Annotated in this window: 24 protein-coding genes; 12 read left to right on the top strand and 12 right to left on the bottom strand. The window is 69.1% G+C overall.

The window, feature by feature from the left end; all coding sequences use genetic code 11:
* Positions 1-269 (top strand): hypothetical protein (locus Q0053_RS10375; RefSeq protein ID WP_298099724.1); only part of this gene is annotated, 269 nt, incomplete at its 5' end.
* Here the strand turns inward: Q0053_RS10375 and Q0053_RS10370 are convergent.
* The 7 genes from Q0053_RS10370 to Q0053_RS10340 form a co-directional block, all read right to left on the bottom strand.
* Positions 266-1,345, bottom strand: coding sequence for a DUF2336 domain-containing protein (locus Q0053_RS10370; RefSeq protein WP_298099721.1), 1,080 nt, complete (start codon positions 1,343-1,345; stop codon positions 266-268). The genes Q0053_RS10375 and Q0053_RS10370 overlap by 4 nt on opposite strands.
* On the bottom strand, positions 1,342-2,232 hold the full coding sequence (locus Q0053_RS10365) for a hypothetical protein (protein WP_298099718.1): 891 nt from the start codon (positions 2,230-2,232) through the stop codon (positions 1,342-1,344). The genes Q0053_RS10370 and Q0053_RS10365 overlap by 4 nt, the downstream gene beginning before the upstream one ends.
* A gap of 94 nt (positions 2,233-2,326) precedes the next feature.
* Entirely contained in the window at positions 2,327-3,079 is a 753-nt protein-coding gene (locus Q0053_RS10360) for an ABC transporter permease (RefSeq protein WP_298099715.1), read from the bottom strand.
* Positions 3,076-3,849, bottom strand: a complete 774-nt coding sequence (locus tag Q0053_RS10355) for an ABC transporter ATP-binding protein (RefSeq protein WP_298099714.1) — start codon at positions 3,847-3,849, stop codon at positions 3,076-3,078. Before Q0053_RS10355 ends, Q0053_RS10360 begins: the two co-directional genes overlap by 4 nt.
* Positions 3,842-4,897, bottom strand: coding sequence for an ABC transporter substrate-binding protein (locus Q0053_RS10350; RefSeq protein ID WP_298099711.1), 1,056 nt, complete (start codon positions 4,895-4,897; stop codon positions 3,842-3,844). Before Q0053_RS10350 ends, Q0053_RS10355 begins: the two co-directional genes overlap by 8 nt.
* An 858-nt stretch (positions 4,898-5,755) precedes the next feature.
* Positions 5,756-6,733: an alpha/beta hydrolase fold domain-containing protein gene (locus tag Q0053_RS10345; RefSeq protein ID WP_298099709.1), complete on the bottom strand. Its 978-nt coding sequence runs from the start codon at positions 6,731-6,733 to the stop codon at positions 5,756-5,758.
* Positions 6,734-6,824: 91 nt separating this feature from the next.
* Positions 6,825-8,672, bottom strand: coding sequence for an ABC-F family ATP-binding cassette domain-containing protein (locus Q0053_RS10340; protein WP_298099706.1), 1,848 nt, complete (start codon positions 8,670-8,672; stop codon positions 6,825-6,827).
* A gap of 153 nt (positions 8,673-8,825) precedes the next feature.
* On the opposite strand from Q0053_RS10340, the gene Q0053_RS10335 reads away from it, so the two are divergent.
* The 4 genes from Q0053_RS10335 to Q0053_RS10320 all read left to right on the top strand — a co-directional run bounded on the left by Q0053_RS10335 (position 8,826) and on the right by Q0053_RS10320 (position 14,248).
* Positions 8,826-9,284, top strand: coding sequence for a YcgN family cysteine cluster protein (locus Q0053_RS10335; protein ID WP_298099703.1), 459 nt, complete (start codon positions 8,826-8,828; stop codon positions 9,282-9,284).
* Between the two features lie 75 nt (positions 9,285-9,359).
* Entirely contained in the window at positions 9,360-12,527 is a 3,168-nt protein-coding gene (locus tag Q0053_RS10330; RefSeq protein WP_298099700.1) for a PAS domain-containing protein, read from the top strand.
* A gap of 148 nt (positions 12,528-12,675) precedes the next feature.
* Positions 12,676-13,083 (top strand): hypothetical protein, encoded by a 408-nt coding sequence (locus Q0053_RS10325; protein ID WP_298099697.1) that lies wholly within the window; start codon positions 12,676-12,678, stop codon positions 13,081-13,083.
* On the top strand, positions 13,055-14,248 hold the full coding sequence (locus tag Q0053_RS10320; protein WP_298099744.1) for a terminase family protein: 1,194 nt from the start codon (positions 13,055-13,057) through the stop codon (positions 14,246-14,248). Before Q0053_RS10325 ends, Q0053_RS10320 begins: the two co-directional genes overlap by 29 nt.
* On the opposite strand, the gene Q0053_RS10315 is transcribed toward Q0053_RS10320, so the two are convergent.
* Both Q0053_RS10315 and Q0053_RS10310 read right to left on the bottom strand, forming a co-directional pair.
* Entirely contained in the window at positions 14,235-14,654 is a 420-nt protein-coding gene (locus Q0053_RS10315; RefSeq protein WP_298099695.1) for a type II toxin-antitoxin system VapC family toxin, read from the bottom strand. The two genes, Q0053_RS10320 and Q0053_RS10315, sit on opposite strands and share 14 nt — an antisense overlap.
* Positions 14,651-14,929 carry a type II toxin-antitoxin system Phd/YefM family antitoxin gene (locus Q0053_RS10310; protein ID WP_298099692.1) on the bottom strand — a complete coding sequence of 93 codons (279 nt, stop codon included), beginning with the start codon at positions 14,927-14,929 and terminating at the stop codon, positions 14,651-14,653. The genes Q0053_RS10315 and Q0053_RS10310 overlap by 4 nt, the downstream gene beginning before the upstream one ends.
* Before the next feature lie 72 nt (positions 14,930-15,001).
* Here Q0053_RS10310 and Q0053_RS10305 point away from each other — a divergent pair, with 72 nt between their 5' ends.
* From Q0053_RS10305 to Q0053_RS10295, 3 genes are read left to right on the top strand one after another with little or no spacing between them, the layout of a single operon-like run.
* On the top strand, positions 15,002-16,177 hold the full coding sequence (locus Q0053_RS10305) for a phage portal protein (RefSeq protein ID WP_298099690.1): 1,176 nt from the start codon (positions 15,002-15,004) through the stop codon (positions 16,175-16,177).
* Positions 16,174-16,404: a hypothetical protein gene (locus Q0053_RS10300; RefSeq protein WP_298099687.1), complete on the top strand. Its 231-nt coding sequence runs from the start codon at positions 16,174-16,176 to the stop codon at positions 16,402-16,404. The genes Q0053_RS10305 and Q0053_RS10300 overlap by 4 nt, the downstream gene beginning before the upstream one ends.
* Before the next feature lie 17 nt (positions 16,405-16,421).
* Positions 16,422-16,865, top strand: a complete 444-nt coding sequence (locus tag Q0053_RS10295) for an HK97 family phage prohead protease (RefSeq protein WP_298099742.1) — start codon at positions 16,422-16,424, stop codon at positions 16,863-16,865.
* A gap of 3 nt (positions 16,866-16,868) precedes the next feature.
* On the opposite strand, the gene Q0053_RS10290 is transcribed toward Q0053_RS10295, so the two are convergent.
* The 3 genes from Q0053_RS10290 to Q0053_RS10280 all read right to left on the bottom strand — a co-directional run bounded on the left by Q0053_RS10290 (position 16,869) and on the right by Q0053_RS10280 (position 18,941).
* The gene (locus tag Q0053_RS10290) at positions 16,869-17,444 is read right to left on the bottom strand and encodes a hypothetical protein (RefSeq protein WP_298099685.1); all 576 of its coding nucleotides are present in this window, start codon (positions 17,442-17,444) and stop codon (positions 16,869-16,871) included.
* A gap of 61 nt (positions 17,445-17,505) precedes the next feature.
* On the bottom strand, positions 17,506-18,054 hold the full coding sequence (locus tag Q0053_RS10285) for a hypothetical protein (RefSeq protein ID WP_298099682.1): 549 nt from the start codon (positions 18,052-18,054) through the stop codon (positions 17,506-17,508).
* 80 nt (positions 18,055-18,134) lie between these two features.
* Positions 18,135-18,941 (bottom strand): hypothetical protein, encoded by an 807-nt coding sequence (locus Q0053_RS10280; RefSeq protein WP_298099680.1) that lies wholly within the window; start codon positions 18,939-18,941, stop codon positions 18,135-18,137.
* Positions 18,942-19,174: 233 nt separating this feature from the next.
* Here Q0053_RS10280 and Q0053_RS10275 point away from each other — a divergent pair, with 233 nt between their 5' ends.
* The 4 genes from Q0053_RS10275 (at position 19,175) to Q0053_RS10260 (ending at position 21,490) form a co-directional block, all read left to right on the top strand.
* Positions 19,175-20,419 (top strand): phage major capsid protein, encoded by a 1,245-nt coding sequence (locus Q0053_RS10275; RefSeq protein WP_298099677.1) that lies wholly within the window; start codon positions 19,175-19,177, stop codon positions 20,417-20,419.
* A 110-nt stretch (positions 20,420-20,529) separates the two neighbouring features.
* A complete protein-coding gene (locus Q0053_RS10270) occupies positions 20,530-20,796 on the top strand; it encodes a head-tail connector protein (RefSeq protein ID WP_298099675.1) in 267 nt (88 codons plus the stop codon).
* Positions 20,793-21,086, top strand: coding sequence for a phage head-tail adapter protein (locus tag Q0053_RS10265; protein WP_298099673.1), 294 nt, complete (start codon positions 20,793-20,795; stop codon positions 21,084-21,086). The genes Q0053_RS10270 and Q0053_RS10265 overlap by 4 nt, the downstream gene beginning before the upstream one ends.
* On the top strand, positions 21,083-21,490 hold the full coding sequence (locus tag Q0053_RS10260; protein ID WP_298099671.1) for a DUF3168 domain-containing protein: 408 nt from the start codon (positions 21,083-21,085) through the stop codon (positions 21,488-21,490). Before Q0053_RS10265 ends, Q0053_RS10260 begins: the two co-directional genes overlap by 4 nt.
* The last annotated feature ends 47 nt before the right edge of the window (positions 21,491-21,537 follow it).

Below are 21,537 nucleotides of genomic sequence, written 5' to 3'. Positions count from 1 at the left end.
AGGTTCATCACGGCGAGCACAACGCGGTCACAACGGACACGACGGGACCGTGCGGTTGCCGCGTGTGTCGATCCTTCCCGGCAACGAAACGAGACAAGGGCGGCTTTGCCGCCGAACCTTCCTCCGACGAAAAATCGAGCCTGAAGGAAGCGATCCCCGATGGTGCCACCGTCTCGATCCCGTCGTGTCCGCTGTGGCCCGTTGTGCTCGTTGTGATGAACCCTTGTCGCTGGAGGCCAATGCGTCAACTGGAGCGCCGATTGCTCTAGGCTGCGGCGGCTCCGCGGCGCATGCGCCAGAAGCGCAGGGTCCTGAGCGCGGCGTCCTTCGTCAACTCGGTATACATCCCGGCGAAGGACTGAGCCTTGGCCATGGCCCCGCCGTCGTCGTTGAGCAGCACGAGGGCATAGGTCAGGAACAGGGCACGATCGAGGTCGGCCGACTTGCAGACCACGGCCAGGGCGTCCAGGTCCCGGCGCTCAATGATCTGGCGGGCGGTATGGAAGTCGATGTCGGACATCTGGGCCAGGGCGATCAGGAACGAGGTCCGGCTGCCCGAGCGCAGGAACCGCGCCAGCATCTGCGGCGTCAACTGACCGGCGGCTCTCAGTTCTTCAACATAGGCGAAGCATTCGGCGTAGTCGGCGGGCAGGGCACCGTCGTTGGTGGCGATCCGGTCGCGGCCGGCGGCAAGAGCGCTCTCCAGCAGGGCGGGGTCCATGCGGGCGTTCTGTTCGAGGATGCGGGTCCGCAACCGGGCCTCGACGACAAAATACATCTCATTCAGCAGGTCGGGCGGCAGGCCGACGCGCGAGACGGCCGCCTCATGCAGCGCCGGATTGACCTTGGCCCGCTCGACCGCGACCTCCGACGACTTGCGGGACAGCCGGGCTCCGTCGTTGCGCAGCAGGGTGCCCAGGGTCTCGTCGTCGCCGCGTTCGACGATGACCTCGGACAGGACCTCGGACACCGAGGGGCGGGACGAGACGGCGCGCAGATGCTCCTGCCCGTGTTTGCGGACAACACCCAGCAGGTCTTCATCGGTCAGGACCGGCGAAGCGGTCAGGACGGCCGAGGCGACGGCGGCATCGTCATTGGCGAGGTGGTGGATCAGGGCATGGGGGGCGTCGGACGCCTGGGCGAACCGGACGGACAGTTCGGTGCGAACCGCGGCCTCCATGTCGGTCGCCAGCCGGGCCAGGACCGAGCCATAGAGGGCGTCCTCGGAGGCGGTGCGGGTCGCAGAACCGAAAAAATGCTCGGTCAGTTCGCGCAACAGGGCGCGGCGTTTCTCGCTCGACCCCTCCTCGGCCATGGCGATCAATTCAGGCAGACGAGATGTCACTGATAGTCCCCGTCGGTGGCTGCAGGCATCGGGCGGACACGGCCCTGGGCGTCGCGGATCAGGGTCGGTCCCGGCTGGGGGGCGGCGAGGTCCTGCGAGGCTATGGTTTCGGGCATGGTCACTGCCAGGGCGTCCACATAGTTCGGTGCCGGCATCTCGAGTCTGTCCGGTTGCCGACCATTCTGCCGGTGCACCGAATAGTAGCGGCCGCCCTGGGTCTGGGGACGGTTGCCGCTCTCGCGGACGTCAGTGACACGAGGGGGCTGGGGCTCCTCGGGCGGCGCGATGGCGTCCGGCCGGCTGCCCGGGAGGGCGGCGGTCGGAACGGGGACGGGCCCGTCCTGTTGCATTCTGAAGATCGGCGCGTCGCGTCGCGGGGCCATGGGGTCGAAGGGCTCGGTCCGGGCCGGCGGCGGCGGAGGCGCGAGCGGGGCCGCCGGGGCAGGCTGCGCCTCAATCCTTTCGGCCGACACCACCGGGTAGCGGGTATCGGGCAGGGCATCGGGGGCCGCACGGGGCCGGGGTGCGGGAGCCGGGGCCGGGGCGACGGGATTCGTCCAGTCGCCGGCGGGGGTCAGGGTGCGGCGCAAGCCGGGGGCGGGCGTCAGACCGGGCCGGGTCGGAGCCGCGGGGGCGTTCGAGGTCGTGCCGCCGTGCGGAATGACGGGGTTGGGGCGTCTGAGGTCACGCCGGATCGGGCCGGCCGATGCAACAGCGGCCGGGCGGGGTGCCGAAACCGTCTCGTCGCGTCCGCTCCATGCCACATAGCGCAGGCTGTGGACTTCACCCGTCGGCGCTGGAACGCTCTGCGCCGAGGCATGGCCGGCAAACAGCACCCCGCCTGCGGCGGCGAGCAGGGCAGTCGTCACATGCAGTTGGCGGCGCAAGGGAGGCGCTCCGGACCTGGGGAGGGAGCGGTCTTATAGTCACGCGCCGCTTAACCCACCGCTAACGCCGTTTCTCTCCACGCCCGGGTCCGGCTCAGGCAAGTCTGCGCCGAACCGCCCGTTCCAGCAGACCGACCGCGGCGTTGAGCAAGAGGCCCATGATCATCAGACAGGTCAGGGCGGCCAGCATGTCGGCCGTGCGCAGCCGGTTTCCGGCTTCCAGCAGCCGCCAGGCCAGCCCCTGGGTGGCCCCGGAGCCGGAGACGAACTCGGCCACTACGGCACCGATCACCGCCAGGCCGGCGGCCACGCGCAGACCCTCCAGCATGAAGGGCAGGGCGGTCGGCAGGCGCAGGCGGATCAGGCGCTGGACCGGGGTGGCACCGTAGAGGTCGAACAGCCGCTCGAGGTCCGGATCCGCGGACTTCAGCCCGGTCAGGACCCCGGAAAACAGCGGGAAGAAGGCGACGGCCGCTGCGAGCGCGACCACGGCCCGGTCGGCGTTGTCCAGTCCGGCCCAGATCATGACCAGCGGGGCGATGGCGACCACGGGCGTGACCTGAAGGGCTACGGCGAGGGGGCGGACCGCCTGTTCGGCCGGGCGGCTCAGGGAGACGGCGAGGGCCAGACCGCCGCCGAGCACTGCCGCGAGGATCAGGGCCTGCAAGGCCATCCAGAAGGTGGCGCCGGCGGAGGCGGCAAGGAGGGGCGCGCGCGCGATCAGGGCGGTCGCCACGGCGCTGGGCGGGGGCAGGAACCAGGGCGGGACCTGCAGCAGGCGGCAGGCGATTTCCCATCCCAGCAGGATGGCGGCGGTCAGGAGCAGGGGTGGCAGAAGCCGGGTCATCTGCCGACCTCCGAAAGGGACGGCATGGCCTCGGCCAGGTCGGCCGCCAGCGCCTCAACGGCCGCGCGATAGCCGGCGTCGGCACGCCAGCCGGACGGCCTCGGCAGCGAGCCGGGTGAAACGCGCGTCGCAGCCACCCGGCCGGTTGCCGCATCGAGCACGACGACCCGGTCGGCGAGATAGACGGCCTCCTCGACGTCATGGGTGACGAAGACGATGGCCGGGCGCGGGTGGCGGGCGGCCCAGAGGCGGTGCAGATCCTCGATCAGCCGGCGGCGGGTGACGCTGTCGAGGGCGGCGAAGGGCTCGTCCAGGAGCAGGAGATCCGGTTCGGTGACGAGGGCGCGGGCGAGGGCCACGCGCATGGCCATGCCGCCGGACAGCTGGCGCGGGCGGGCGTTGAGCCGGTCGCCGAGTGCCACGGCGGTCAGGGCTTCGGCTGCGCGGTCGCGGGCTTCGGCGCGCGCCATGCCGGCCAGCTCAAGCGGCAGGGCGACATTGGCGAGGGCGTCGGCCCAGGGCATCAGGGTGGCCGACTGGAAGACGAAGCCGGTGCGTCCGCCCGTCAGGTGAACCGTGCCCGCCGAAGGCGGCTCGAGCCCGGCCAGCAGCCGCAGGACGGTGGACTTTCCGGCCCCCGAGGCGCCGACCATGGCGACGATCTCACCGGGGGCTATGGTCAGGTCCAGGGGGCCGAGCGGGGGGCGGCCGGTATAGTGGACCCGGACGCCGTCCAGGGACGCCGCGGCACCCGTCCGTGCCTCAGCCACGGCCGGGCAGATACTGGGTGGTGAAGGCCTGACGCCAGTCCAGATTGGGCGGATAGACCCCGGCCTGGGCGGTGACATCGAAGAAGGCCTGCCAGCGTTCGGCGGTCATGGTGCCGAGGCCGTAGAGGGCGGCGTCGCCGCCGTCGACGATGCCGTTGGCCTTCAGCCTGGCCCGGGCCTGGTCGAGGATGGCCTGGGTCATCTCGGGATTGGCCTTGCGGATCAGGGTGTCGGCGGCCCGGTTCTGCGGCGTCTGGCCATCCCCCTGGATATAGTCGCGCCAGCCCTCGGCCGAGGCGGCGATGAAGCTGCGCAGGGCCGCGGCGTTGTCGCGGGCGAAGGCATTGGGGGCCAGAACCATGGCGGCGTAGGAGGGATAGCCCTCGTCGGCCAGCAGGAAGACCCTGGGGGCGAAGCCCGCGGCCTGTTCAATGCTGTAGGGCTCGGAGGTCAGATAGCCCTGCTGCACCGCCCGCTCGTCGGCGAGGAAGGGCGCGGGGTTGAAATTATAGGTCCGGACCTGATCGTCGGTGAAACCGTATTTCGCCTTGAGCCAGACCCAGAAGGCGTCGCGCGAGGCGGTGGCGAGCAGGAACGGGCGGTCCGCGAGGTCGGCGATGGTTTCCAGCGCCGGGTCCGGGTGGGCGATCAGGACCTGGGGGTCCTTCTGGAAGAAGGCGGCGACGGCCTTCACCGGAGCCCCCTCGGCGACCAGGTTCATCGGGATGAAGCTGTTGGAGCCCATGCCCAGCTCGACGGCCCCCGAGGCCAGAAGCTGGGGCACATTCACGCCCGGGCCGCCCTGGATGATCTCGACGTTGAGGCCGCGCCTGGCATAGGCCCCCGAGGCCAGGGCCTGGTAGAAGCCGCCGTGCTCGGCCTGGGCCCGCCAGTCGGTGGCGAAGCGCAGGCGCACGCGGCCCGCCTCGTCGACGGGCGCCTCGGCGCGCTGGCAGCCGGTGAGGGCTGCCGTGGCCGCGAGGGCTCCGGCACCGGCCAGAAGGGCGCGGCGGCGAGGCGAGGCTGGGCGATTCCCACGCAAGGTCATGGCCGAGGTTTACGGCCCGGGCATGCGAAGGGGAAGGGGGGCGATGGAAGGACGGTGCGGCCCTGCCCCCTCCGTCACGGCGCGAAGGCGCGCCGTGCCACCTCCCCCGGGAGGGGGAGGAGAAGACCGCGCTCAAGCAGCAAGCCGCCGCGCGGCGATCCCCCGATCAAGTCGGGGGATGACGATGGACCGCCCTCAAGCGGCGAGCGACCGCGTCGCGATCCCCCGATCAAGTCGGGGGATGACGATGGACCGCGCTCAAGCAGCGAGCCGCCGCGCGGCGAGCGATAGCGCCAACCAGAATTGAGCGAGGGGACGAAGAGCCCCGGCGAACCGGTTTTCCTCGTCCCCTCGCCAAGTCCGGGTTGGACTTGGCCATTGAGGTTCAGGGCCCTGGCTTCGGCATCAGCGAGGCGAACCCCGGTGATGGTCAGCTGTATCCTGTCGCGCTCCTGGTCTCCGGCGTTCCACGAGGTCGAGCCCCGCGCCGTCCATCGATCCCGATCCGGTTCCCTCCGGTCTTCTCCGGCCGAAGCCTTTGAAGGGTCCCTTGGGCCTTGATCCTGTCTCCCGTCCGTCAGGGTCGAAACCCCCCGGTGCGTTCGATCAGAGAGCCGGGCCGGTCCGCCTTGATCCCCGGGTCTCCCCGGGTTTCCGCGCCGCCGTGTCCCTCGGCCTGATCAAGCTCGCTCCGATCCGCAGATGTGGCAAGCGGTCCGGAACGACCGTCTGTGGGCGGTCTTGGGGATAAATCGTGCAGGGCGGGCAGAGACCTGTGTCATTCTTCGAATTTTCTTCGACATGTGAAAGTCTTGTGACTTCTGCACAGGCGCGCGAAAACGGGTCGAAAAAGTGGATTCAGGCGCTGATCTCAGCGATCCAGCGGCGAACAAAGGCCTGTGCGAGCGCCGCCGTGGGCGCGCCGAAATGCTGAAAGCCGTGGGGGGCGTCCGGAACGGACAACAAGGTGGCCGGCGCATGACATGCCCAGGCCTCGGCCATCAGCCGGCTGTCATCGCGGAAGGGATCGGCCTCGCCCATGATGAACAGTGCCGGCGGCATACCGGACAGGTCGGCGTAGAGGGGCGAGACGTCCGCATGCTGTCGAGCCGTCTCGTCCCGGCCCGGGGTAAGCCGCCCAAGGTCCCGGGCCAGGTTCGGACCGTCAAACAACAGGGTTTCAGAATCCGCCGCACGCACTGACGGGGTCGCCGACAGATCGAAGACGCCCTGTACGAAGATGCACCCGGACAGGCCGGTGGCGGGGGCATGGTCGCGCAGGGTCAGCGCCGCCAGCGCGGCCAGGTGCGCGCCCGCAGACTCGCCTACGACGAAAACACGATCGGTGCCGAAGCTTTGCGAGCCTGCTCCCAGGGCCCAGCGAAGGGCCGTCTCGCAGTCGGCGACCGCGTCCGGCATCAACACGCCGCGCGTTTCATCCAGCAGCCGATAGTCGACGGAGGCGACAGCGAGGCCGGCCTCCGCGAGATGGCCGGTCAAGCGGTCGTTCAGGGCGGCGCTGCCGACCACCCAGCCGCCGCCGTGCAGATCCACGATCAGGGCGCGGGAAGGGCCGGACGGCTGGAGAATCCTGAGGGGCAGGGGACCGTCCGGACCTGTGATCGACGTATTGGAGACCGTGACACCACGCCGCTTCAGGGCCGCTTCAGTGACGGTGCCCGCCGCGCGGCTGAGCACGCCGTTCAGGCGCTGGCCGACGGCCAGTTGCCAGCCGTCGGTCTTGAGTCGGGGGGCGAGCGCCAAAGCCGCATTGATCCGCCGGGCGGCCCTCGCCTGAGCGGGAGTCAGTTCCAGGGAATGAACCGTCAGAGACATGGCGGGACTCTACGGAAGCCCAGCCGAGACGTCACGCGACAGGACGGCTTCCTCCGATCAACCTCGGGCATCCCGGACAGGCGACCAGGGCTCAACCTGCCAGGGCTTCCCGCTTCGCCTCCAGCTCCAGCCATTCTTCCTCAGCCGCAGCCAGCAGCGACCGGGCGCGGTCGGCGTTGGCGGTGGCGCGGTCGAAGGCCTTGCGGTCGCGGGCGTAGAGGTCGGGGTCGGACAGGGTCGCGTCGTGGCGGGCGATGTCCTCGGGCAGGGATACCAGCAGGCCCTCGAGCTCCTTCAGACGGTGGGCGTCCTTGAAGGTCAGTTTGCCGGGCTTCCTTGTTGAGGCGCGGTCAGAAGGCTCCGCCTTCTCGACCCGACGCGCCTCGTCGGCGGCGGCCGCGCGCTGGGCGGCATCCTTGTCCTGCGGGCGGGGGTTGGCGCCGGGCTGGAGGAAGCCGGGGTTCTGGCGGATGAAGTCGGTCCAGCCGCCGGGGGTTTCGACGATGTCGCCGCGGCCGTTCATGGCGATTGTCGAGGTGGCCAGACGGTCGACGAAGTCGCGGTCGTGGCTGACCAGGATCAGGGTGCCGTCATAGGTCTCGAGCAGCTCTTCCAGCTTGTCGAGCGTGTCCATGTCGAGGTCGTTGGTCGGCTCGTCGAGGACCAGCATATTGGCCGGCTTGGCCAGGGCGCGGGCGAGCAGCAGGCGGTTGCGCTCGCCGCCCGAGAGGGTCGAGATCGGCTGGCGGAGCTGGCCTTCCTGGAACAGGAAGTCCTTGGCATAGGCGGCGACGTGTTTGGAGACGCCGCGCACCAGGACGCTGTCGCCGCCGCCGGGAGTCAGGGCGTCCCACAGGGTCATGTCGCTGCGCAGGCCCTCGCGCGACTGGTCGAGATAGACGGGCTCCAGATTGGCGCCGAGGCGGACCGAACCCTCGTCCGGCTTGAGCTGGCCGAGCAGGATTTTGACCAGGGTGGTCTTGCCCGCGCCGTTGGGGCCGACGATGGCCAGCCGGTCGCCGCGGATGACGCGGGTGCTGAACGGCTTGATGACGGTTCGCTCGCCGAAGCCCTTGGTCACGCCCTTGAGTTCGGCCACCAGCTTGCCTGACAGGCCGCCGGAATCGACGCCGAGGTTGAGCTCGCGCGGGAGGTCCCTGACCCGTTCGGCACGGTCCTCGCGCATGGCGTTGAGGGCGCGGGCGCGGCCCTCGTTGCGGGTGCGCTGGGCGGTGATGGAGCGGTAGAAGGTGTAGGTCTCGCGCTCGATGGCCTTGTTCAGGCGGCGCAGGGATTCGGCCTCCTCCTCCATGACCTTGCCGGCCCATTCGTCGAAGGCGGCGAAGCCCTTGTTGAGGGTGCGGACGCGGCGGCCTTCGAGCCAGTGGCAGGACTGGGTGACGCGGTTGAGGAAGGCGCGGTCGTGGCTGACGACCAGGACCGAGAAGCGGGCCTGGAGCAGCTCCTCCTCCAGCAGTTCGATGGCCAGGATGTCGAGGTGGTTGGTCGGCTCGTCGAGCAGCAGCAGGTCGGGCTCTTCGGCGAAGGCCTTGGCCAGGGCGGCGCGGCGGATCTCGCCGCCGGACAGGTTGACGGCAGGCTTTGCCGGATCGAGGCCGAAGGTCGCCAGCCAGGCCTCGGCGGTCCAGCGCTCGGCCCCTTCCGAGGCGGCGTAGTCGAGCAGGGTCTCGCCGGTGAGGACGGGCTCCTGGGCGACATAGGCGAAGCGGGTGCCGGCCTGGACGGAGCGGTCACCGGCATCGGGCTCGATCAGACCCATGACCATCTTCATCAGGGTCGATTTGCCGGCCCCGTTGCGGCCCACGAGGGCGGCCCGGGTGCGCGGCTCGATGGCGATGTCGACCCCGTCGAACAGCGGGCGCTGGCCGTCCTGGAGACGGACGTTCTTGAGGGCGACGAGCGGAGGACGGGGAGCCATGCGAAACCTGGATAGGCGGCACAGCGGGGAGGCTGCGCGGCTGAAGGCGGCCATATAGGCGGTGCAGGGTCCTGTGGCCACCGGCTGTGCGCCCCGGGGTGTCCGGGCGCGCGGACGGCGACAGGGCCGACCGATCCGGGTAAGAGGCCGCCGATGGAACGGCCCTTCTGGCAAACCAAGCGTCTGGAACAGATGTCCCGCGAGGAGTGGGAGAGTCTGTGCGACGGCTGTGGCCTGTGCTGCCTGGTGCGGTTCGAGGACGAGGATACTGGCAAGGTCGTGCCCACCCGGGTGCACTGCAAACTGTTCGACAGCGATCGGTGCACCTGTGTCGACTATGCCAACCGGCGCGCCCAGGTGCCTGACTGCATCAAGCTGACGCCGTGGAACATCGAACAGCTGGGGTGGATGCCGAAGTCATGCGGCTATCGGCGGATCCATGAGGGGCGGGGACTGGCCGACTGGCATCCGCTGATCTCGGGCGATCCCGAGAGTGTGCATGCGGCGGGCGTTTCCGTCCGTGGTCAGACCGTGTCGGAACTGGCCCTGAAGGATCCCGAGGATGCGCTGGATTTCGAGGCGCCGGAGTGGAACCTGGAACGGGGCGGGTGATTCCGCCCGGCCGCTAACCAAACGTTCGCTTCCCTGTGGTCTTCTGTGATCCGTAACCGGGACGAGGCGGCCAAGGTGAATCGACAGCACAGTCTGGAACTCGATACGCCGTTCGACCATCTGACGGCCCTGCTCCGCAGCCAGTTCGAGGTTCCGTTCGGGCTTGTGTCCTTCATCCAGTACGACCTTGCGGTGTTTCGTTCAGGGGGCGCGGCGGGAGAAGGCGTCCTGCCGCGGAACCTCAGCGTCAGCAATCTTCTGGTCGGGATGGGGCCGGGCGCTCATCTGGTGATTGAGGATCTGACGCTTCATCCGGTCCTGAAGGATCATCCGATGGTCGCCGGAGAGCCGTTCCTGAGGTTCTTTGCGGGCGCTACGGTGAGCACCCGCAAGGGTGAACCGGTGGGTGCGGTCGGCATCATGGATTCGAAGCCGAGGCCGGCCCCGGTCGCCTCTGAACTGGCGACGCTCGACCAGATCGCGGCGATCGCCGGAAGAATGTTCGAACAGACGGCCGCCCAGCGGGGTCAGACAGAGGAGCTGAATCTCCTTCGCCTCGCAGAGCAGATGTCCGGGGTCGGCAACTGGCGATACGAGGTCGAGACCGGCGAGGTCACCTGGTCAGACGAGGTCTACAGAATCCACGGCTATGCGCCGCAGGAGATCGCGCCCAACCGCGAGGCCCTTCTGGCATCCTATCATCCCGACGATGCCAGGGTGCTGGCCGACGCCGTGTCGCGGGCCATCGCGACCGGTGAGGGCTATGACCTCGAATTGCGGCTCCGGACCCCCGCTCTCGGGGAACGTCTCGTCGTGACCCGGGCCGCGACCGAGCAGGATCCGGCGGGCCGGACCGTCGCCCTGTTCGGTGTGTTCCAGGATGTGACCGAGGCGGTGCGCTCGAGGGAGCGGCTGGAACGCAGCGAATCCCTGTTCCGGCTGATGAGCGAGACGGCGACGGACATCATTGCCTGCTATGGGCCGGACGGGACGTTCCGTTATCTCTCGCCTTCGGTGGAAGCGGTTCTGGGCCGGGCGCCCGCCGGGATGATCGGCCGGAACTGGGCCGATTTCGTCCACCCCGATGACCTTCCGCAGGTCCGCGCCGATCTTGCAAACAGTGTGGCGGCCGGTCCCGCCGAAAAGCCGCGGTTCGAATACAGGGCCCTGAAACAGGACGGGTCTGTCGTCTGGCTTGAGGCATCACCCCGGCCGATTTTCGATCCGAACGGCGGGCTGTTCGAGATTCACGACCATGTCCGGGACATCACGGCCCGAAAGGAAGCCGAACGGGTGCAGACCAAACTGGTCGAGACCCTGGGCATGGCGGAGGCGCTGGGGGGCGTCGGCAGCTGGCGGCTTGATGCGGCGAGCGGGGCGGTCACCTGGTCAGACGAGGTCTACCGGATCCATGGCAAGAGCCGGGACAGCTTCGATCCCAATCTTGATGACGCGATCGGCTGTTACCACCCGGACGATCGCCAGACGGTGGCGGATTGCTGCCGGCAGGCGATCGAGACCGGGATCGGTGGAGGGTTCCAGCTGCGACTCATCCGGGAGGATGGAGAAACGCGGATTGTATCGTCCCAGTGTCGCCCGGAATGCGATGAAACGGGTGCGGTCGTTGCCCTGTTCGGCGTCTTCCAGGACGTCACCGACAGCCTCCGTGCCCACGAGCAGATCGCCGCCAGCGAGGCGCGGTTCAGGCTGCTGGCGGACAATGCGACGGACATCATTGCCACCTACGGGATGGACGGCGTTTTCCGCTATGTTTCGCCCTCCCTCGAGGAGGCCATGGGCTATCGGCCCGAGGAGCTGGTGGGCCGCCCGTTCTGGAGGTTCATGCACCCTGACGACGTCGCCGGCGCGCGGCGTGCCTTCGCCGCCTATGCCAAGGCGGGACCGGGCGCACCCTCGCCGCGCGTGCCCTATCGCGGCCTGCGCAAGGACGGCGGGACGGTCTGGCTGGAGGCCCATCCGAAGGTGATCCGAGACGCCAAGGGTCGGGCGCTGGAGTTTCAGGACGTTGTTCGCGACGTGTCGCAGACCAAGGCGCTGGAAGACCAGCTGATCGCGGCACGCGATGTCGCGGAGGCCGGAGCCCGGACCAAGTCGGAGTTCCTGGCCAATATGAGCCATGAGCTGAGGACGCCGCTGACCAGTGTGATCGGCTTCTCGGGCCTGTTGCAGGACAGCCCGAACCTGCCTGAGACCGAGCGCAGATATGCGGACCGGATCGCTACGGCCAGCGAGGTGCTGCTCGGCGTGATCAACGACATTCTCGACTATTCCAAGCTGGAGGCCGATGCGGTTGATCTGGACCCGGAGCCGTTTGATCCGCGTGCCCTGGCCGAGGACGCTGTCGCCATGGTGGAAACCCAGTGCGAGGCCAAGGGTCTGAAGCTGGAGACGGTGATTGCCGCCGACCTGCCCGCCCGACTGATGGGGGATGCGGGCCGACTGCGGCAGGTGACGCTGAACTTCCTGTCCAATGCCCTGAAATTCACGGCCGCCGGCGGCGTTCGACTGGAGATGTCGGTGGCGGCGAACGGCCGTCTGAGAGTCGCGGTGACGGACAGCGGCATCGGGGTTGCCCCGGACAAGATCGACGCCCTGTTCAACCGGTTCATCCAGGCCGACGCCTCGACCACGCGGGTCTATGGCGGCACCGGGCTGGGCCTGGCCATCTCGCGCCGCCTGATCGAGATGATGGAGGGCGAGATCGGGGTGGACAGCCGGCCGGGCCTGGGGTCGACCTTCTGGTTCGAAGTGCCCATGGTTGAAACCGTGGCGACGCCGGACGCACCGGAATCGACAGCCCGCGCGATCCCGGGCGGGATAAAAATCCTCATTGCCGATGATGCGGCGCCGAACCGGGAACTGGTGACGGCGATCCTGGGCGGGCTTGGTCTGGCGATGGAGACGGTGTGCAACGGAGCCGAGGCGGTCGAGGCCGCCCGGACCGGCGCCTATGACCTGATCCTGATGGACGTGCATATGCCGGTCATGGACGGGCTGGATGCGACCCGGGCCATCCGGGCCCTGGGCGGTGCCATCGGACGGACGCCGATCATTGCCCTGACGGCCAATGTTCAGCCGGAGCAGGTTCAGCGATGCCGGGAGGCGGGCATGGACGGGCATGTCGGCAAGCCGATCCAGGTGAGCACGCTGCTCGGTGCCCTGGGCGCAGCCCTCACGCCGGATGACTCCGCAGACGGACAGCCGGCCCGGGCAAGGCCCTGAAGATCCGCCGTCCAGCGGTATGACGCTGTGCTGACCTTTCGCGAATCCATAGTCGGGTTTGCGCAATAAAACTGTTCTGAATCAGGATATTGAAGTTTTGTTCCGGCGATTTGCCCGCCGGACTCCGCTGGTCGCCTATTCTTTGGGCATGACGGGAAATCAGGACAGGGCGGCGCGGGCGGCGGCATGGTCCGACGCGCTGCAGGATGACCTTATGGCGATCATGGATGCGGACCTGGCGGTCGTGAAGGCGGCCGCCCCGACGTCGGGCGACCTGGCCGCGGCGGAGCGACGGGTGCGGACCGTGGGCGTCTTCGCCCGTTCGGGTCGGGCCGTCGTGGCGCTGTCGCCACCGCTGCAATCAGGCGGTCGTCAGCTGGAAGAGGGTGAGATGAAACATCGTGACGATACCCCCGAAAATCTCGAACGCATGCGGGCCGAACTGGAGACCCGTCTCGATCGCCTCAACGCCGTTCTGGAAGCGAAGGGAATCGTTGTCGAGCCTGGATGCTGGCCAGTTGCACGAAGTGTGCGCGAGCCGGTTCAGCCTGCATGAACATCAGGCACCGGCTGCGTCAAAGGACTGGGGCACCTGGGTGCTGCTGGGCGGACGCGGGGCCGGCAAGACGTTTGCCGGGGCCTGGTGGATCAACCACCTTGCCGAGATAAAGGACCGGCGGTTCGCCCTCGTCGGGGCGACGCTGCATGATGTGCGCGAGGTGATGGTGGAGGGCCCCTCGGGGCTGAAAGCCTTGCCGGAGCGGGCGAAACGCCCGCGCTGGGAAGCGGGGCGGCGGCGTCTGGTCTGGCCGAACGGCAGTGAGGCCCACGCCTTTTCTGCCGAGGACCCCGACAGCCTGAGAGGCCCGCAGTTCCACCATGGCTGGGCCGATGAATTCTGCGCCTGGCGGAGGCCGGAGCTGGTGCTCGGCAATCTGAGGCTGGGGCTGAGACTGGGCGATGATCCGCGCCTGGTGGTGACCACCACGCCGCGCCCGATCCCGGCGCTGCGCCGGCTGCTGGGGGAGACACGCGTGGTGGTGGACCGGGCCGGGACGCAGGCGAATGCCGATCATCTGTCGCCGGGGTTTCTGGCGCATCTGCGCGCGCTCTACGCCGGGACACGGCTGGAGGCTCAGGAGCTGGAGGGGTTGATGGTCGAGGCCGAGGGGGCGCTGTTCCGGGCCGAGGATCTGGCGCGGGCGCGCGGCCATCGGCCGGCGTCGCTGGAGCAGATCGTGGTGGCGGTCGATCCGCCGGCGAGCGCGGGCGGTGATGCCTGCGGGATCGTGGTCGTCGGACGCAGGGACAGATGCGCCTATGTGCTGGCCGACCGGTCGAGGGGCGGGGAGTCGCCGCAGGGCTGGGCCACCCTCGTGGCGCAGACGGCGCGGGAGTTCGGTGCGCGCGAGATTGTGGCCGAGAAGAACCAGGGTGGCGAAATGGTGCGGACCGTGCTGGCCCACGGCGGCTGTGAGGTCCCGATCAGACTGGTCCATGCCAGCCGGGGCAAGACGGCGCGGGCCGAGCCGGTGGCGGCGCTCTATGAACAGGGCCGGGTCGTCCACTGCGGGGCGTTTCCGGCGCTGGAAGAGGAACTGATGGCGCTGGGGTCGGCGGACGGTGGCGGGCGTAGTCCCGACCGGGCCGACGCCCTGGTGTGGGCGGTGACGCATCTGCTTCCCGCGCCGAGGGCGGGGCCGCGGGTCAGAATACTATGACGCCGCGAGTCTTCGGCTGGCCATCGACGGAGGCGCGCAAGGGCTTGTCGTTGCTGATCAGGGGTGCTTCCAGCGCCATGGCCTGGGCGACCAGAATTCGGTCCCAAGGGTCCGGATGGTCGATGGGAAGCCGGGCGGCGCGCCAGGCGATTTCGGCGGAGATGTCCACAATCCTGAAGCCAAACGAGGGAAGGGCCTCCGGCATATTCTGCGGCATCCGCTGAAGGAACGAGTCCTTCGCCCGCAGCCCACCTCGCCGTCGCTTGAAGTCGATCTCATAGATGCTGACCACGCTGACATAGATGGTGGATGCATCCTCGATCCACCCGCGCGCGGAGGCCGTCAGTTCGGGGCGATCGAACAAGCTCCAGACAAGGACGTGGGTATCGAGAAGGACCGCACTCACTTGTAGAGGTGATCCTCATCCTCGGAGCGGGCCGCAGCCTCGAACTCTGGATCAGGCTCCAGAAAAAGGTTCGCTTCCTCGTCAGTGAGAGGCCCCAGATGCGCCAGGGCACCGATGAAACGATGTTTCTTCTTCCGGACAGGCCGCGACAGGGTTTGAAGGCGAAGAATGGGCTTTCCCGACCGGGCGAGAACGACTTCCTCGCCGGCCTCGGCGCGAGCGACCAGTTCGGACAGGCGGGCCTTGGCCTCGGCGATGTTGACCTGAAGCGTCATGACGCCAACCTAACATGGATCACGAGTTGGTCCAACTGACCGGACTGTGTTGGTCCAACTACGGAGATTGTGATGCTGAACTGGCGACGGCCCTTCGAGGGCCGGCGGCGCGCTTCTGCGCCCGAGATCAAGGACAGCCGGGTCGGGCCGCTGATTGCGCTGACGGCCGGCGGGCGGGCGCGGTGGACGCCGCGGGACTATGCCCATCTGGCCGAGGAAGGGTTTGCCAGGAACGCGGTGGCCTATCGCTGTGTGCGGATGATCGCGGAGGCGGCGGCGTCGACGCCGTTGGTGGTGTTCGCCGACGGGGTGCGGCGCGACGATCATCCGCTGGCGGCGCTGCTGGCAAGGCCGAACCCGGAGCAGTCGGGGGCTGAGTGGCTGGAGGCGCTTTACGGTGCCCTGCAGACGGCGGGAAATGCCTATGCAGAGGCGGTCGGGGATGAGGCACCCGAGGAGCTTTGGACCCTGCGGCCGGACCGGGTGAAGGTGGTGCCGGGTCGGGCCGGCTGGCCCGAGGCCTGGGAGTATTCCGTAGACGGACGGTCGGTGCGGATCGGGCGGGCGGCGGACGGCTGGTCGCCCGTGATGCAGCTGAAACTGTTTCATCCGACGGACGATCACTACGGGTTTTCGCCGCTCGAGGCGGCGGCGTTCGCGATCGATGTGCACAACGCCTCGGGGGCCTGGAACAAGGCGCTGCTGGACAATGCGGCGCGGCCCAGCGGGGCGCTGGTCTATGGGGCGAAGGACGGGGAGCGGCTGACCGCCGAACAGTTCGAGGCGCTGCGCGGGCAGGTCGAGGCGAGCCATGCGGGGACGCTGAACGCCGGACGGCCGATGATCCTGGAGGGCGGGCTGGACTGGAAGCCGATGAGCTGGACCCCGGCCGACATGGATTTCATCGCCGGGAAACACGCTGCGGCGCGCGAGATCGCCCTGGCCTTCGGCGTGCCGCCACAGCTGCTGGGCATTCCCGGGGACGCGACCTATGCCAACTATCGCGAGGCCAATGCGGCCTTCTGGCGGGGGACGGTGGTGCCCCTGGTGAGGAAGACGGCGGCGGCGCTGACAGGATGGCTGGGGGAAAGGTTCGCGACGGCTGGATCGGGAGTCGCCCGGATTGAGGCTGATCTGGATGGCTTGCCGGCGCTGCAGCCGGAGCGCGATGCGCTCTGGGCGCGGCTGAATGCGGCGACTTTCCTGACGGACGAGGAGCGGCGGCGAATGGCGGGGGTGGGGGCGTGACGGAGGCGCTGCGGAAAATCCCCGTCGCCGTGATCGCGGCGCTGGCGGTGCAGACGGTCGGCGGCCTGGTCTGGGCCGGGGGGGCGGCGGCGCGGATTGCGACGCTGGAGGAACAGGTCGGGGAGCAGCGGCTGGTGGCCGAGCGGCTGGCCCGGCTGGAGGAGCAGAGTCTGGCGACGCGGGCCGCGGTGGAGCGGGTGGAGCGCAGGCTGGAGGGGGCGAAGTGAGGGGCGGGGAAGGCAAGGTGGATGCGGGCTCGCTTTCGACCCTTGACCTCCGACCCTCGTCCCTGCCGGTCCATGGCTATGCCTCCCTGTGGGGCGTGGCCGATCTGAACGGGGATGTGGTCTCGCGGGGTGCGTTTGCGGCCAGTCTGGCGAAGACGGGTGCCGGTGGTGTTCGGATGCTGCATCAGCACGAGGGCCGGGCGGCGGTCGGGGTCTGGGACCTTATGGTCGAGGACGAACGCGGCCTGTTCGTCCGTGGACGGATCATGGACTGGTCGGCCGAGAGCCGGTTCGCTTTTGCGCTGTCGCGGGCGGGGGCGCTGGACGGGCTGTCGATCGGCTTCCGCAGCCGCCGGGCGCGCCGGGAAGGGCGGCTGCGGGTGCTGGTCGAGGTCGAGCTGTGGGAGGTGTCGCTGGTGACGTTTCCAATGCTGCCGGGCGCGCGGTTCCGGACGGGCTGAGCGTCAGCCCGCGGCGGGGAGATATTCCGGCGGGATCGGTTCGGTCGGGGTTTCGCCCTGCCAGTAGACGCTGAGGATCCACCAGCGGGTGCCGTCATGGAACAGCTGGATGCTGTTGATGCCGCGGACGAAGGGCCGGGGATCCGAGAGGCTGTGCAGGCCTTCGTAGGTGGTCCAGACGTGGACGATATGGCCGAACCGCTCGCTGCGTCGGGCGATCTCGCGCTCATGGAAGCCCTGGCCGACGAGGGCGGACTCGGCGAGGGCGATGTATTCGTCCGGGGTGATCGAACGGACCACGCCGACGCCCTGGGCGTTCTGGCCCGAGGGCATGAGCCGGGCGGTCGGATGGAACAGGGCGCGGAAGCGATCCCAGTCGCGGGCCACGCCGGCATCGCCGGAGATGACCTGATAGAGGGCTGCGACGATGGCCTCGGGCGAGGCCACATCGGCGGGTGCGGGTGCGGGTGCGGGGGCGGGCGCGGCCGGCGCGGCTGGTGGCGAGGCAGGGGGCGTCTGCGCAGCGACGGGCGTGGCGCAGGCCAGGAGCAGGGCGGTCGTGAGGATCGAAAGGCGCATCGGAAATCCCTGACGTGAGGGGCCGACTATGCCGGGCCTGGCGGGCGGCCGCCAGTCCGGATCAGGACGCGCTTCCGGCGCCCCGGCAGTCGATCCAGTTGAGGGCGGCGGTCATGCCCATGAGGGAGAAATAGGCCTCGGCCGGGCCGTCGGCCGACTGGTAGTTCCAGCGGGCGATGCGCTGGCGGCGCAGGCCGGAAACGAGGGAGCGGGTCAGGATCGGATCGCTGACGCGGTATTCATTGGAGCCGGGCGAGGTGGGGACCAGCCAGGGGCCGGGGTCGACGGTCTGGCCGGGGGTGGTGAAGCGCATGACGCCGGCGACGGGCATGGGGTCGGTCGCGGCCAGCTCGACCAGATAGTCGGCGCCGGGGCTGGGCCGGGCGACGCGCAGCTGATGCCGCCAGGCGGTCTGACCCGTGGGGTCGGCGATGGCCACGACGGCCGAGCAATAGCCGTCGGGGCGGCAGGCTGCGAGCGTATGGCCGAAATAGGCGCGGGTCTCGCCGAACCGCATATGCGTCGCGGCCCCGCAGCGGTCGGCGGCCTGGACGGCACCGGCGGAGAGGAGGGCGGCGACCGTGGCCGTCGCGGCGAGAACTCTGGACATTAAAGCCATCCCAAACTTGACCGTGGTTAACGGAGACCACGACGTCCGGTGGGTGTCAATCGCGCGCAGGCTCGCGGATTTCAGCGCTCGGGCGGGCGGTATTCGTACTGGCCGAGACGACGGGTCGCCCGGGTGAGGGCGTCCAGGACCTTCGGCTTGTGCAGCGTCTGGCCGAGGACACCGGCGAGGAAGAGGGCGAAGAGGAACGGAACGTCGAAGAGGACGACGGCCAGAAATGTGAAGGCGCCCAGGAAGACCCACAGGCCTATGAGGACGGTGGTCCGGTCGGTCTTGTCCGGCGGGCTCTCGTCGGCCGCGGCCTCGGGAGATGCGGGTACGACCTTGCCGAACAGGGCGATGAGGCCCTGCAGCTTCTCGTTCTGGAGCTTCTGCACCTCGGCAACCGTCATGGGTGCTGGGCGGGAGACGGGAAGCGGCGGCTCGTGGTCGGTGTGCCGGTGCAGGTCCAGCAGGGGGCTGGGCGGCATCAGGGCCGCGGGATCGAAGGCGATGGACTCGCCCTGCTCGTCGAGGGTGAAGACCTGGTCGAAGGGGACGCGGGCGAAGTCGATGGCGCGGGTGTCCTGGCCATAGGCGTCACCATGCAGGGCCAGCAGCCGGCCCTCGCGCAGCTCGGCCTGAAAGGCGATGGGGTCCGGCAGGTCGCCGACCATGGCGTGGACCGTGCCGAACCGGCCGGTCGGGGTGGTCAGGGGCGGGGGCCGGGACCGGTCGACGATCAGCTCGGTGAACAGGCCGGAGCCGGTGTTGCGGCGTGAGCCGGGCAGGGACTCGGCGAACTGGCCGGCGAGATCGGGCGCGATGTCGCGCAGGTCCCAGGCGAGGGCGTCGAGAATGTCGGATTCGAGGGGGGTGAAGCGGGTCACGGGCGGACCCTAACCCGAATGACCGGAACGAGGAACGGGCTCTCCCTCCCCTTTACGAGGCGGGACGATCGGCGACAGCCGATCCGGGTGGGGCACGACGAACCACAACGACCGAAGCGGTGGCCCACTGCCCCACCCGGGCTCGGCTCCGCCTCGCCCAAGGTTGGGTCAGCGCCGCTGACCCTTCCTCTACTCCCCATGAAGGGGAGGGAGACACTGAAACCGGAGATACCATGAAAGAGACCAAAACCGTCTCGGGCACGCCCGAGGCGCGCGCCGCCATGCATGAGATGATGGCGGCGTTCGAGGCGTTCAAAGGGGCCAATGACGCCCGGCTGGACGAGATCGAGCGGAAGCGTTCGGTGGATGCGCTGCTCGAGGAGAAGGTGGCGCGGATCGACCAGGCGGTCGGGGCGGCGCAGGCACGGCTGGACCGGGTGGTGAGCGAGGGGCGGCGGCCGGAACTGTGCGGCGGCTCCCCCTCCGGCGGCTTCGCCGCCACCTCCCCCATGAAGGGGGAGGAGAAGAGTGCGTTTGACGGCTATCTCAAGACCGGCGCGTCGTTCGGGCTGGAGTTGAAGGCGGGGCTTTCGACGGCGTCGAATTCGGCCGGCTTTGTGGTGCCGGAGCAGACCGAGCGGGCGATCGAGCGGCGGCTGATGGCGGGGTCGCCGATGCGCGAGATCGCCACGGTGAGGACGGTCGGAGCCGGGGTGTTCATGAAGCCGGTGTCGACGGCGGGCGTGGCCTCGGGCTGGGTGGCCGAGACGGCGGCGCGGCCCGAGACGGATCCGGCGACCCTGGCGCTGCTGCAGTTCCCGTCGGCCGATCTGTACGCCAGTCCGGCGGCGACCCAGTCGCTGCTGGATGACGCCCTGATCGATCTGGACGAATGGCTGGCAGCCGAGGTCGAGGACGCCTTTGCGGCGCAGGAGACCCAGGCCTTCGTCAACGGCGACGGAGTCAACAAGCCGAAGGGCTTCCTCAACTATCCGATCGTGGCGGATGCGAGCGCGGTCTGGGGCCAGCTCGGCTATGTCGCCTCGGGCGCGGCGGGGGCCTTCGCCCCGACCAGCCCGACCGACCGGCTGATCGACCTGGTCTATGCGCCCAGGGCCCAGTTCCGGCCGAACGGGCGGTTCGTGATGAACCGCAAGACGGTCTCGGCGGTGCGCAAATTCAAGGATGCCGATGGCAACTACATCTGGCAGCCGGCGCAGCGGGCGGGCGAGACCGCCAGCCTGCTGGGCTATCGGGTGACCGAGATCGAGACCATGCCGGACATCGCCGCCAACAGCGCGGCCATCGCCTTCGGCGATTTCCAGCGCGGCTATCTGATCGTCGACCGGGCCGGGGTGCGGGTGCTGCGGGACCCTTATTCCGCCAAGCCCTATGTGCTGTTCTACACCACCAAACGCGTCGGCGGCGGGGTGCAGAATTTCGACGCGATCAAGGTGATGAGGTTCAGCGCGAGCTGACGCTCGCGAGGGCTTAGGGCGTAGGGCTTGGGGCTTGGGAAGAGGGGCGGAACAAGCCCTACGACCCAAGCCCTAAGCCCTCGTTTTCTTATCGAAATTCGAGGTTTCCCATGACCGCACCCGTCCTGCTGGCGGAAGCGAAGCTGTTCCTGCGCGTCGAGCATGCGGCGGAGGACGGGCTGATCCAGACATTGATCGATGCGGCCCGGGCGCGGGTCGAGGGGGATGTCGGGCTGACATTGAGCTCGACCTCGCCGGCGGCCTTGCGGCTGGCGATCCTGATGCTGGCCCTGAGGGCCTATGAGCGGGGCGAGGCGGAGATGCCGGTTGCGCCGGTCGAGGGCTGGATCGCGCCTTATCGCGTGGTGCGGCTGTGAAGGTGCTGGCGGAGTTGCTTCAGGGCGTCGAGAGCGAGACGCCCTATGGCGGTCGGGCGGTCAGCTGGGAGCCCCTCGGCTGGGCCTGGCTGAAGCTGGGGTCGCGGCGGCGGCGCGAGAAGAGCGAGCCGGGCGGGTTGCGGGTGGTCGAGACGGTGACGGCGGAGACGCGGTCGGACGCACGGCTGGCCGAGGGCCGGGTGCTGGGATTCGGCGGCGGCGACTGGCGGATCGTCTCGGGCGAGACGGTCGGCGGGCGGGCGATCCTGAACCTGGAGCGGGTGCGATGAGCGCGCACGAACTGGCGCTGCAGAAGGCACTGCTCGGGCATCTGAAGGCGGATGCGGCGGTGCAGGCCCTGCTCGGACAGCCGGCGCGGATCTGGGACACAGCGCCGATCGACGCGGCCTTTCCGCATCTGCTGATCGGGCGGAGCGAGAGCCGGCCGGTCGGGGCAGACGGAGGCGGGGTCGAGCAGGCTCTGACCCTGACGGTGGTGTCGCGGTTCCGCGGGACCGAGGAGGCCAAGGCGGTGCTGGCGGCGGTGCGCCTGTCGCTGAACGAGACGGTCCTGGAGGCCGACGGGGTGCGGACGGTGAACCTGAGGGTGACGTTCGCCGATGTGTTCCCGGGCGCCGACGCGGCGCGGACATTTGCGGTGCTGCGGGTGCGCGCCGTGACAGAAGAGGTGTGATCACAATCGGGACATCACGGAACTGGCTGGGTCCTCGGCTCGGCCTG

Source organism: Brevundimonas sp. (genome assembly GCF_027487935.1).
Taxonomy (GTDB): domain Bacteria; phylum Pseudomonadota; class Alphaproteobacteria; order Caulobacterales; family Caulobacteraceae; genus Brevundimonas.
Note: the sequence above shows the minus strand (reverse complement) of the source record. Positions and strands in the feature narration are given on the sequence as shown.